Genomic DNA, 13,033 nt, shown 5'->3' with positions numbered 1-13,033 from the left:
AAAAGAGAACACCTTATACGATCGAACTCAGGGAATGATCTTGTTGCGGAAGCAGATGTTTGCTAATGGCATAAGCGGCTAATTTGCCTTGTTGTGCTGCTGATACCACCATTGCTTCACCTTGACCTGCTCCGAATATAATATCGCCAGCCGCATATACTTTAGGATTAGAAGTACGATGAGTAGAAGTATCTATTTTGACAACTCCCCATGAATGTTCCAGTCCGAAATGTTCGATAAGATCTGTACGACGTTCTTGTCCAATCGCTGTTACAACAGCATCTACAGGCATTAAGAATTCAGAACCTTCGACAGGCATTGGTACCAATCGTCCATCTTTACCGATTTCACCTGTTAATTTCATTTGTACACATTCTAGATGGGTGACTTTACCTGTAGCATCACCGATAATTCGTTTCGGTAAAGTTAACCAGTTGAATTCTACGCCTTCTTGTTTGGCAAATTCATATTCAAAATCATAAGCAGTCATTTCTTCACGTGTACGACGGTAGACCATTTTGACATTGGCAGCACCCAAGCGTACAGAACAGGTAGCTCCATCAATTGCAGTATTTCCTGCACCGATTACAGCTACTTTTTTGCCGAGCAGATTGATATTAGGTTGACCTGTTTTGGTCTGTTCAACCAGTTGAATCGCATCATAGACGCCTTCTAGCTGTTCACCTTCTATACGAATAGGAGGGACATATCCCATTCCAGCAGCTAATACGACAGCATCATATTCAGCTAGCAGTTGTTCAGAAGTGATATCGACCCCTACTTTCATATTGGTACGAATATCGACGCCTAATTGTTGAACTTGTTGCACTTCCCACAGAGAGATGGACTGAGGTAAACGGAATGACACAATACCATGTGTATCCAGTCCGCCTGCAAGTGGTTTGGATTCGTAGATGACCACCTGGAATCCTTCGCGTGCTAATTCACGAGCAGCAGCTAATCCAGCAGGGCCTCCACCAATGACAGCTACTTTCTTTTCATTTGATATACCTGCTTCGAATAATTGAGCATCTTTTTCGATAGCCCAATCAGTGGCATACCGTTGTAATCTACCGATATCTATTGGTTTTGAACTTTCATTGAGTACACAGGCGCCTTCACATAGTTCTTCTGTTGGACAGACACGTGCACAACTGGCTCCCACAGGATTAGCATCCATAATTGTATAAGCAGCACCTTTTAGATTGTCGGTAGCGATTCGTTTAATAAAAGAAGGGATATTGATTCCGGTAGGACAAGCTGTTATACAGGGGGCATCATAACAGTATAGACAGCGATTCGATTCTTCTATAGCTCCCTTATGGGTTAGACCAGGCTCTGCTTCAGCAAAGTTGCGCATAAACATATCTGGTGAAAATGAAGTAAATGTAGAAGAATGTTCCATCGGTTAAACCTCCTTAGAATTGTTTGTGTTTATAATGTTAAATAATGTAACACATTTTAATATATTTTCGATATATTTTAGATTTTTTTGTTGAAAATATTTATAAATACCATCAAAATCATAAATATAGTATAATTTATATCTATATAAGTTATGTATTCTGACATTTATATATTAAAACTATAGTCAATGTGTCTTTTTTTTACACTAGACAGAGTGTCTAATTTCGAAAGTTAATTTTTGACGACTGTTTTGAAATGATTGGAATAGAGCAACAAAGCTAGAAGTAGCGCAGAGACAGGTCCGGTTGAACGTTACTTTAGCATAGTTTGGCCTATTCGTTGCTTACAGAAAGGTGGGGGAAATATGGATAGTAACCGTATGTTTACAATCGAAGATGCGATGACAAGACCTTTATTTGCTCAAGCAGAAGTGATCGGTGGAAGTCGAGGAATCTCCAATTCTGTTCGCTGGGTGCATATTCTGGAAAGTTCCAATTTTGAAAGTTTAATTCATGGCGAAGAAATGATTTTGACAACAGGGATACAATTCCATAGTCAACTGACAACAGCGCTTGAATTTATGGACAATTTAATTCAGAAAAAAGCAGCCTGTCTTTGTATTGAATTAGGCGACTTTTTTCAAACGATTCCCGTTGAAATGATTGAGCTTGCCGATCGGTACGATTTTCCATTGATCATTTTTAAAGAAACGGTACGTTTTGTAGATATTACATTGGATCTCCATTCCTTAATTATTAATCACCATCACCGGATGCTCCAAAAGTTAGAACGTATTTCGCGTGAATTCAATCGCCTAACATTAACTTCGCAAGGTACTCATAAAGTGTTGCAATTACTTCATCAAAGCACCCATCATCAAGTAGTTTATTTACAGTTGCAAGGCAAACCTTCTTTTTTTCCAGCATTGTCTCCTGATAAACAACGCCCGTTATTGCAATTTTTCGCAGAGTTTAATGAAAGTATGGATGGTGTACAGCATGATACTGCGCCCTATTTTCGCGAATATGAACAGCAAAGTATTTTATTAAAACCTGTAGGTGCTCTGGATCAGACATGGGCATATATTATGTTGATCTGTCCGCACAAACCGCAAGAATATGAGTGTTTATTGCTAGATTCAGCTTCTCTTTCAATCGCTCAAGAATTGTTGCGTACCCGTTATATGGAAGAACGCAAATTATTTTCGGAAAATTTATGGGTCGAGGAATTGATCTACGGACGTATCGAAGACGAGAATCGACTCAAAAGTCTGATCGGGCCTGATTTTAATATGATGAACGAATTGCCTTATCGTGTCTGTCTGATTGAGATCGAAAATCCTCAAGATGTAAAATGGAACAGTTCAGAAAATGAGTGGGAATCGATCACATTCCATCTTTCACTGGTATTGCGTTCTATTTTTGAAAAGTATCTGTTCCATCCGTTAATCACGCTCAAAAATAATCGACTGACAGTTATAGCGTTGGATAGACAAGCCAAAATGCCTGCGAAGCCAAGACTTCAACAGGCACTACAATCGCTCCAACAGATTCATTCTGATGATAAGCTCAAGCATTTGAAATTAATTATCGGTGTTAGTAAAGCAGGGCATCATTTGAAAAATGCTTCAGCCAGTTATCAGGAAGCAGTACAGGCATTGTCCCTTTATAATTGCTCTGAGAGCACGTTGCTATTTTATGAAGAATTAGGTGTTTTTCAATTACTGCTTAGTCTTAACGATGGCAAAACACTACAGACATTTATTCGCAATTATCTAGGGCCTTTAATCGATCACGATCAGACCAAAGGTAGTGAGTTACTGCTTACACTACGAGTGTATCTTGATCATGACGGTTCCAAACAGATTGCTGCCCAGAAATTATTTATTGTTCGTCAATCGTTATACTATCGATTGGACAAAATTACAGAATTGTTAGGCGAAGATTATATGTCACCCGAAAATCGCATATCGATTCAAGTAGCTTTGCGTGCGTATCAATTTCTGTATCCTGAAAAAATGTCTTTACCTAATGCTCACTCATCACATGTTTGAACGTAGTAATCAAGAACTCCAAGTCTTCGTCGGTTGAAGATAGTGGAGGTGCAAATGTAAGTACATTATTGTAGCCAGCGACCGTATCGCCATTTTTGCCGATAATCAATCCTTTACCTTTACAACCGGCAATAATGGATTTCACGATATCCAGGGAAGCTGGTTTTTTGCTGGTTTTATCTTCGACCAGTTCTACACCTGTTACCAGACCGAAGCTACGAATATCACCAATCAGAGGATGATCGACAATCTCCATCATAGCTGTATTGAGACGTTGCCCTAACAGACGAGCACGTTCAATTAGATTTTCTTGTTCGATCACTTCTAGATTACGTAGTGCTAAAGCGCATGCCGCTGGATTACCACCAAATGTATTTACATGGCGGAAATGTCCATAATCATCGGTTTTATCTTTGAATGCTTCATAAATATCTTTGCGCACAGCAGTAGCAGAGAGAGGAAGATAACCACTCGTTAATCCTTTAGCCATCGTCACAATATCAGGTTTTACTCCAAAATTATGATGACCGAACTTTTGACCAGAACGTCCAAATCCACAGATTACTTCATCAATAATCAGCAATACACCATGAGTGCGACAGATTTCTTGTACACGATCCATATATACTTGATGAGGGATAATAATACCGCCACCTGTAATCACAGGTTCCATAATAACAGCTGCAATCGTCTCGACACCTTCCCAGATGATCATATCTTCGATCGCTTGGGCACACTGTAGATTGAATTCTTCGATCGTTTGCCCTGCTGGACGGCGATAACTATCCGGTGGAGCTACATGAAGAAATCCACCGCTCAACGGTTCATATTTATACTTGCGCTGAGCTTGTCCTGTAGCCGCAAGTGCCCCCATAGAACTGCCATGATACCCGCGATAACGTGATATAAATTTGTGCCGATAATGTTGACCAATCTGTTGTTGATATTGACGGGCAATTTTGAAGGCGGCTTCATTCGCTTCAGAACCACTATTTGAAAAGAAGATCACATAATCATCACCAAGCCAGCTATTTAACTTTTCCGCTAAAGCAATCGCAGGCATATGACTTTGTGTTAATGGGAAATAAGGAAGTTGTAACAATTGTTCATAAGCGGCTTCTGCTAATTCTTTGCGTCCGTATCCAACATTTACACACCATAGCCCAGACATGCCATCCATATAACGTTGACCATTGGTATCGGTCACCCATGATCCACTACCTGTAGCCGCAATCATCGGTGGAGCGGCTTCATTATAAGGAGTAATATTATGCCACAGATATTGTTGATCCTTTTTAATAGCTGATTCGTAGTCTGTTCCTAATTCGAGCATGATGATTTCTCCTCCCGGTTATTTCATAATTGAATATCTAGCTGTGTATAGTAAGTTTGGAAAGATCCATTTAATAGCGAGCAGTTACCATTTTTTTGCGAGTATAAAATTCAACCCCGTCCCGTCCATTAGCATGCAGATCACCATAGAATGACTTTTTATAGCCGGAAAAAGGAAAAAAAGCCATCGGAGCAGGAACTCCCAGATTCACACCTAACATACCAGCATCAATTTCTTCACGAAATTCACGAATTGCTTTGGCGCTGTCTGTATAAATACAAGCACCGTTAGCGAATGGAGAAGTATTGGTGATCTTTATCGCTTCACTTACATCTTTAGCTCGTACAATAGATAATACAGGTGCAAAAATCTCATCTTGCCAGATTTTCATATCTGTCGTCACATGGTCGAAAATAGTAGGGCCGATAAAATAACCTTGCTCATTCACAGCCTGATCTTGTCGTCCATCACGTACTAATGTAGCTTGTTGCTGTTCTCCAGATTCGATATAAGCAATCGTACGTTCTTTATGAGCAGGACGAATCACAGGCCCTAGAAATACACCTTCATCTGCACCGTTGCCTATCGTGATTTCGTTAGCAGCAATACGTAATCGCTCCACCAATTCATCAGCAATTTGTTCATGTACAACGACTACAGCACAAGCCATACAACGTTCACCTGCCGAGCCGAAAGCCGCTGCAATAATATTTTTGACTGCATGATCCAGATCAGCATCCGGTAATACGATCGAATGATTTTTAGCTCCTGCTAAAGCCTGCACTCGTTTGCCATGCGATGTTCCTGTTTTGTATACATATTCAGCAACAGGCTGTGAGCCGACAAAAGAAATCGCTTTGACCTCTTCATGAGCTAGCAATGTATTCACCACATCATGAGCACCGTGCACAATATTAAGGACACCTGATGGGAATCCAGCTTCAGCAAATAATTCTGCTAAACGATTAACCAATAATGGCGTTCGTTCAGAAGGTTTGAGTACAAATGTGTTACCACAAGCAATAGCCAAAGGGAACATCCAGCAAGGAACCATCATTGGAAAGTTAAAAGGAGCAATCCCGCCAATAACACCAATAGGATAACGATACATACCAGACTCAATCCCTGTCGCAATATCAGGCAACTGACTACCCATCATCAGAGTAGGGACACCAGCGGCAAATTCTACACATTCAATTCCGCGTTGTACTTCGCCATATGCTTCTTCCAGACTTTTTCCATTTTCAAGTGTGATCAATGCCGCCAGTTCATCCCAATGCTTCACAAGCAACTGCTGATAATCGAAAAAGTAACGGGCTCGCTTGGGCACAGCGATTTTTTTCCAACTTTGATACGCTGTTTGAGCCACATGAACAGCATGATCTACTTCTTCACTACTGGATAACGGAACATAAGCGATAAGTTCGCCTGTCGCAGGATTGTATACTTCATCCCACTCGGTAGTGGTAGATTCTACCCACTGTCCACCAATATAGTTAGGTACTTTCTGTATCGCCTTGTTGATTACAGACATCTCTAAGAACTCCTTTCAAATCGAGAACATAAGATAGTAGCAATAAATAAGAGCAATAGTGTTATAGGTGATAGAGGAGCAGAATACTACTGTGTTTTGCTAGCCATATCTACAATTTCATTTGTATATGCTTCTTGCACATTGGCGGCTTCTTTAATCACTCCAAATTTCAAAGCAATATCAGCTGTCTGCTGGAACATTTTTTCGTCAGTGTAACCCATTTTGGCTTCATCCATTCCCTGCGGTTGGATTAATTTGGCGACTTCTTGCATCATTTTAAGTTGATGCTCTTTGGTAGTACTGCCTGATTCGGCTTGCTTCATCACACTATCGACAGCGGCTTCAGGATCGGCGATAGCATCTTTCCAGCCTTTTAGCGAAGCACGAACAAATTTGGCGGCTGTTTCTTTGTTAGAATCTAACCACTCTTTATTAGCAAACAGGTTATCTTCCAACATCGCCACACCTTCATTGTTCATATCAATCACATTGAGATCACTATCTTTGAGACCGGATTCTAACAAGATTTGGTACTCGTTATAAGTCATAGCAGAAGCGGCATCCAGTTCACCGCCTAGAAATTGATCCATTGTAAATCCTTGTTTCGTAAAGCTCACATCTTTATTCGGATCAAGTCCATATTTATCGAATAAAGCTAATAATTCAAATTCATTTCCACCCATCCAGTTGCCTACTTTTTTACCTTTTAGATCAGCAGGAGTGTTAATGCCAGCAGATTTTTTAGATACAAGCACCAGACCGCTCTTTTGGAAAATCTGAGCAATTTGGATAAGTGGCATTTCTTGTTCCTGACTGGTCAGCAGACTGCCTACCCAATCTACTCCGATATCTGCGGAGCCTCCGGCAACTTGTTGTTCAGGAACAATATCCGGTCCACCTGGAAGAATTTCAACATTCAGCCCTTCTTGCTCATAGTAGCCTTTGTCTTTTGCAACAAAATAGCCGGCAAATTGTGCTTGAGGCACCCATTTTAACTGTAATTTCACTGTTACAGGTTCAGTGGAAGTCGTTTCCCCTGTACTTGCCGTTGCACCAGCATCTGTTGAAGTACTTTTCATTCCACCGCATCCAGCCAGTACAGTGATCACAATCACCAACATAATCACAAGACTTGCTTGAATTTTTTGTGGTTTTATTTTCATCTTTCATTCCCCCTGAATCGTTAATCTATCCTGAATAGATGGTTATCAAAGTCAAACCAATGGATGCTATACGCATATATGCTTGTTAGGTCAATTTGAATATTCCAGTTCACTATCAGGTACGCTGAGAAGGATGCCAGCGAATACATACTTTTTCTAATCGTTCTACGATCATATAAAATATAATGCCTGCAATAGCAGCAAGTACGATACATGACCAGCCCAAAGGCATTTTAGCAATTTTGATCGAGTTAGAGAGGAGATAACCGAGTCCTTGCGAAGAGAAGAAAAATTCACCGACAATCGCTCCAATCATACTGGCAGTAGCATTGATTTTGAGAGCAGTGAATACATAAGGTAAGCTGTTTTGAATACGCAAATAACGAAATACTTTTGCTTTATTGGCTGCATAAGAATACATCAGATCAAGCGCTAACGGATTCACAGATGACATTCCTTTGTAAGCATTAAGAGCCATGGCAGCCATCGTTGTTGCAGTGACGATAGCGATTCGAGAACCGATACCGTCACCAAACCACAAATTCATAATAGGGGCGAGCGCTACAATAGGCACAGCATTGAGAGCGGCTACGAGTGTTAGACTTCCTGCACCCCAACGTGGAGAAGCCGTAGCGATAAGAGCAATCACAAATCCAAATAAAGAACCTATGATCATCCCCAAAACAGCCTCAGCCAATGTATATCCTGTGTAGGATAGCAATAGACTCCAATTTTCTTGTATAGAGGATGCAATCGCAGACGGAAGAGGAAGTTGATATTTTTTAAGATCAAATATCTTGTGAAAAACCTCGATTTGCCATAACAGCACGAATAAAATACCTAAACAAAGAGGAAGCCATACTTTTCCACCACCTAAAAATGATTTTTTGGAACTATTTCGTGTATGCAAAGGTTGATCTGCGGGTTGTGATTGAAAAGAATCCAGTGTTGTAGAAGAAGTATCAGATAGATATGTAGCTGTTAATTTTTTGTTTTGTAATGATGGTTTTTCCATTAAGAGCGGCCTCCTTTCGAGCGAAATTCCGGCTGCCAGGGTGATACGATACGTTCGATCAAGCTAATCAACCAATAGCTGAGTATGCCAAGCAATGCCCCGACAAAGACAGTCGACCAGAACATATACACATGAGAAGGACCATAATAGAGATTACGAAGCATAATCACGCCTATCCCATGTTGCGCTCCCATCAGTTCAACGAGAATAGCACCGGTTACAGCTAGAGGAGCCGCGATTTTTAATCCGCTAAATAGTCCAGGGATAGCAGCCGGTAAGCGTAGCTTCCAATAAATACTCCAAGGCTTTGCCGCATAGGAATACATTAATTCCAGCGCTGAAGGTTCTACACTACGCAATCCGCGTAACATATTTAGCGCTACTGGAAAAAAAGTAATATACCCCGAAATAATAATGCGCGAGATATATTCATCCCGTACAATTCCATAAATAATAGGAGCCAGACCAAGAACCGGAATCATTTGTGAAGCTATCGCATAAGGAAAAGTTAATTTTTCGATCCAGGTGGAGACACTCATTAATATAGCGAGTATCACCCCTGCTAATGTACCGAGTAGAAATCCAATTCCAGCATTTCCGAAGGTAGCACTTCCTTCTTGTATTAATGTGCCACTGTATTGAATACTGGTTGCCAGTACTTTATGAAGATAAGGAAGCTTCGATTGAGCCAAAGGAAGATGACCTATATTTAAAATGGCCCATGATGCAAGCTCCCAGATCACCAGAATAACAGCGATCCACACAACAGCAGGCAAAAGGCGATTGCGTAAAAAAAGGCTATTTCCTTTCATACGTCACACCCCTTCAAAGCTATCGCGAATCTGCGCAATCAATTCAAAAAATTCCGGGCTATTACGCATTTCCTGTGTACGTGGTCTTGGTAAAGGAATCTCCACCACAGCAGATAACCGTCCAGGATGCGGAGATAATACAAATACCCGGTCTGACAAAAAAATCGATTCTGGAATACTGTGAGTGACAAATACAATCGTATTCTGAATTTTATTCCATACCGATAATAATTCTTCATTTAATCGTTCTCTTGAAAATTCATCCAATGCGGAGAACGGTTCATCCATCAGTAGAATCTCAGGCTCCATAGCAAGAGCTCTAGCAATCGCTACTCGTTGCTGCATCCCACCACTGAGTTGCCAGGGATATTGATCTGCAAATTTTTCTAATCCTACCAATTCCAATAATTCGAGCGCTTTGCGTTCACGTTCACTTTTACTAACGCCTGTTAATTCCAGTGGCAAAGCGACATTCTGTTTTACTTTGCGCCAGTCGTATAACACAGGACTTTGAAAAACGATGCCATACTTTTGCGATAATCGTGCTTCTTTAGCGGTTTTACCTGCTACATGAATAGTGCCATTAGTAGGCTGGATCAGATCAGCCATAAGCCGTAGTAGTGTAGTTTTGCCACAACCAGAAGGCCCTAATAGAGAAACAAATTCTCCTTTGGCAATATACAGACTAACTTGATGAAGAGCCAGTACATCTGCGGTATCTGTAGAGTAACGCATTTCAATATTGTTTAGCTGAATCTCAGGTATGTGTGTTTGATGCGTAACAGTCGAAGCAGTCAAAGACATCTGGTTTCCCCCTTTACAGATTCATAAAACATATGATGATGCTTAATCTAACTAAATAAGTCACATCATAATCAATATCTCGAATGAAATCAATATAATATGTTAGATAATATAACTTTATGTTCGATTAACTAACATATTAAACATAATATGAATTTGTAGCACTAGACAAAAAGTAAGATTGCTATCACAAAATTAAGTCACTTTGTCCAGATCATCGCTGTAAACGCTAAAATCAGAAGAAATCTATCATTTTTTGACAATAAAAAAGGAAAGCGGTATCAATATTGTGCATAAAATTGATATATTAACGAACGATTATGTATAGGTGTATTATTAACATTCGCTTTTTGATTGACAACAATATAATCCTGTCCTAGAATGTAACAAGTAAAGCTGTTTGATATGAAAATAACAACACGTATCAAAGACAGCGAACAGAGTTTTGCGACAATTGAAAAGCACTTCGTATAATCCTGAGAATAGGCTCAGGAGTCTCTACGGATCACCGGAATGATCTCTCTACGGAATGAAGAAATGGCAGTATGGGTTTTCTTTGGCATCTAGTCTAATATCGATATAGGTATAGAATAGATAGTTTTAAAGGTAACATCATGCGCTTTTATTCTGATTTTTAGAGACCCCGATGAACAGCTCGTCCATCGGGGTCTCTTGTCGTTTTCTCTATTCATTTCCAAGAGGAGGAAGATAGCAATAATGGAACGTTTCTTTAAGTTGAAGGAACACGGCACGAGTGTAAAAACAGAGATGGTGGCAGGGTTAACAACCTTCATCACAATGGCATACATTCTGTTCGTCAATAACTTGTTCTTGGGACCGGGTGGAGCAGGCATACCAGCAGAAGGCGTATTTTTTGCTACAGCTGTAGGTGCTGGATTAGTAACTATTTTAATGGGCTTATTTGCAAATATTCCTGTAGCGCTTGCACCAGGTATGGGTTTGAATGCTTACTTTATGACAGTTGTACTTAGCTCCAACGGAATGATTACATGGCAGGCTGCTTTAGGTGCAGTGTTTCTTTCGGGGATTATCTTTATTATTTTAACCATTACCAAAGTTCGTCAGTTACTACTGGTCGCTGTACCACAATCGATCAAATTTGCGATCACTGTAGGTATCGGATTGTTTGTCACTATTATTGGTCTGAAGTTAGGAAATGTGGTTTCAGTATCAGCTACAGTTAAAGGCGTTACAGATGTTGCGCAATTAGCAGCGCCTGTGACAGTCAAAGGTTCTGATTTCCAATTAGCATTAGGAGATTTCATGCATAGCCCGGATACACTACTGGCTATTATCGGGTTATTCGTAATCGGAATATTAATGGTATTACGGGTTAAAGGTGGATTATTGATCGGTATTATCGTTGTCACTTTAATTGGTATTCCAATGGGTGTTACCGATCTAAGTAGCTTGTCGACTGCACATTGGATTCCTTCTTTTGATAATCTAGCTGTAGGGCAATTAGATATCAAAGGCGCAATCGGTATCGGATTATTCGAAATTATCTTTATCTTTACGTTTGTAGAACTATTCGATACATTCGGTACACTTGTTGGTACAGCCGAACGTGCAGGATTGTTCAAAAACAAAGAAGAAGGCGAAAAGAAAATTAGCAAAGCAATGTTGGTAGATGCAGTAGGGGTAAGTGCTGGTGCTGTTCTAGGTACAAGTACGATTACTTCTTATGTAGAAAGTACAGCAGGTGTAGCTGAAGGTGGACGTACAGGTTTGACAGCAATCACAACAGGCGTATTGTTCTTATGTGCATTGTTTATTGCTCCTTTAGCATTGGTTGTTCCTTCTGCGGCAACAGCTCCAGCACTAGTTATTGTTGGTGTACTGATGATGAGTCAGGTAAGCAAGATCGAATGGGACGACTTTATGCAAGCATTCCCTGCGTTTTTAACAATTATCTTTATGCCATTTACAAATGGTATTGCGAACGGGATTTCAGCAGGTATTATTGCGTTCGTTGTTTTAGGATTCTTTAGCAATATCGCTTCTCCGCGCAAAGTAAAAGTACACTGGTTGATGTGGTTATTAGCTATTTTGGTGATCTGTCGCTATGCATTTTTAGGTTCAGAATAATCAAATAGTACGCCCGTGATCATTTCTAGTGCCTTATTTAATAAAAGATTAAATCAATAAATATCAAACACCCCTGTAACAGATCATGAATCTGCTATAGGGGTGTTTGATTTCTTTTCCACAAAATAAACAATAGCTTCATACAAAAACATCAGATAACCTTCTTCACCAAATGTATCAAAGTAACGCACAAACCGTTCGTCAGTTCTATAAGTCTCTGCTATACATAACAAAATACATATATCATCCCCTATAAATTGCGCAAGATACTGACTCCATTGATCAATATAGTACTGGATTTTATCATCCGAGGGAAAACGATCTTGATATAAAGCAATGTTACGAAAAACACTCTCCATATTTGAAGCAAACTGATCATATGCCTGCTTTTTATCAGAGTCAGATAACTTCTCTATATTCCCTTGAAATTCTTGATAGATTTTGTATCACCATAGACTAATTTGGCTTCTAACTCATATTGTTCTTCTATAGAAAGAGTATCAGAGTCATCGAATAGAGTGAGCTTGGAAATATCTGTTCCTTCTATATAATGATCCAACTGTTCAATAACTGTGGTCAACTTTTGTTTTTTCGATTCAAGCAACTGCCGTTGATGGATCAGAATATCGGTCTGTTTCGCTTTAGATAAAGGTAGCATTGTAGCAATCTCTGTAAGGGAGAATCCCATTTCTTTAAATAGCAAAATCGTTTGTAACGTTGCAAGCGTCTGACGATCATAGAACCGGTATCCATTATCAGCAATATAACTTGGCGGCAACAAACCAATCTTATGATAATGATGC

General features: G+C 39.9%; 11 protein-coding genes and 1 riboswitch (1 of these 12 cut by a window edge). Of the genes, 2 read left to right on the top strand and 9 right to left on the bottom strand.

Annotation, left to right across the window (positions count from 1 at the left end; genetic code table 11):
- Nucleotides 1-13: 13 nt before the first annotated feature.
- Complete coding sequence (locus PQ460_RS20605; protein WP_273614822.1) at nt 14-1,405, bottom strand: NAD(P)-dependent oxidoreductase; 1,392 nt, start codon at nt 1,403-1,405, stop codon at nt 14-16.
- 366 nt (nt 1,406-1,771) lie between these two features.
- Between PQ460_RS20605 and PQ460_RS20600 the strand changes: the two genes are divergently transcribed.
- Nucleotides 1,772-3,460, top strand: coding sequence for a PucR family transcriptional regulator (locus PQ460_RS20600; RefSeq protein ID WP_274171007.1), 1,689 nt, complete (start codon nt 1,772-1,774; stop codon nt 3,458-3,460).
- Here PQ460_RS20600 and PQ460_RS20595 read toward each other — a convergent pair.
- The 6 genes from PQ460_RS20595 to PQ460_RS20570 form a co-directional block, all read right to left on the bottom strand.
- Nucleotides 3,435-4,793 (bottom strand): aspartate aminotransferase family protein, encoded by a 1,359-nt coding sequence (locus PQ460_RS20595; RefSeq protein ID WP_274171006.1) that lies wholly within the window; start codon nt 4,791-4,793, stop codon nt 3,435-3,437. The two genes, PQ460_RS20600 and PQ460_RS20595, sit on opposite strands and share 26 nt — an antisense overlap.
- A 70-nt stretch (nt 4,794-4,863) precedes the next feature.
- Nucleotides 4,864-6,327, bottom strand: coding sequence for a CoA-acylating methylmalonate-semialdehyde dehydrogenase (locus PQ460_RS20590; protein WP_274171005.1), 1,464 nt, complete (start codon nt 6,325-6,327; stop codon nt 4,864-4,866).
- An 86-nt stretch (nt 6,328-6,413) separates the two neighbouring features.
- Entirely contained in the window at nt 6,414-7,490 is a 1,077-nt protein-coding gene (locus PQ460_RS20585) for an ABC transporter substrate-binding protein (RefSeq protein ID WP_274171004.1), read from the bottom strand.
- Nucleotides 7,491-7,605: 115 nt separating this feature from the next.
- On the bottom strand, nt 7,606-8,505 hold the full coding sequence (locus tag PQ460_RS20580) for an ABC transporter permease (protein WP_273614826.1): 900 nt from the start codon (nt 8,503-8,505) through the stop codon (nt 7,606-7,608).
- Nucleotides 8,505-9,317 (bottom strand): ABC transporter permease, encoded by an 813-nt coding sequence (locus tag PQ460_RS20575; RefSeq protein WP_274171003.1) that lies wholly within the window; start codon nt 9,315-9,317, stop codon nt 8,505-8,507. The genes PQ460_RS20580 and PQ460_RS20575 overlap by 1 nt, the downstream gene beginning before the upstream one ends.
- Before the next feature lie 3 nt (nt 9,318-9,320).
- On the bottom strand, nt 9,321-10,121 hold the full coding sequence (locus PQ460_RS20570; RefSeq protein ID WP_274171002.1) for an ABC transporter ATP-binding protein: 801 nt from the start codon (nt 10,119-10,121) through the stop codon (nt 9,321-9,323).
- Nucleotides 10,122-10,567: 446 nt separating this feature from the next.
- A riboswitch (purine riboswitch) is annotated at nt 10,568-10,666 on the top strand.
- A 172-nt stretch (nt 10,667-10,838) separates the two neighbouring features.
- Between PQ460_RS20570 and PQ460_RS20565 the strand changes: the two genes are divergently transcribed.
- Nucleotides 10,839-12,230 (top strand): NCS2 family permease, encoded by a 1,392-nt coding sequence (locus tag PQ460_RS20565; protein WP_273614829.1) that lies wholly within the window; start codon nt 10,839-10,841, stop codon nt 12,228-12,230.
- Nucleotides 12,231-12,313: 83 nt separating this feature from the next.
- On the opposite strand, the gene PQ460_RS20560 is transcribed toward PQ460_RS20565, so the two are convergent.
- Entirely contained in the window at nt 12,314-12,646 is a 333-nt protein-coding gene (locus tag PQ460_RS20560; RefSeq protein ID WP_274172983.1) for a TipAS antibiotic-recognition domain-containing protein, read from the bottom strand.
- A protein-coding gene (locus tag PQ460_RS20555; protein WP_274171001.1) for a MerR family transcriptional regulator crosses the window boundary here: on the bottom strand, nt 12,643-13,033 show its 3' portion. Its footprint extends 65 nt past the window's final position; 391 of the gene's 456 nt are visible here — the last part of the coding sequence; its start codon lies off the right edge, out of view; it ends in the stop codon at nt 12,643-12,645. The genes PQ460_RS20560 and PQ460_RS20555 overlap by 4 nt, the downstream gene beginning before the upstream one ends.

This window comes from Paenibacillus sp. KACC 21273, assembly GCF_028736095.1.
Classification (GTDB): Bacteria; Bacillota; Bacilli; order Paenibacillales; family Paenibacillaceae; genus Saccharibacillus; species Saccharibacillus kyungheensis.
Note: the sequence above shows the minus strand (reverse complement) of the source record. Positions and strands in the feature narration are given on the sequence as shown.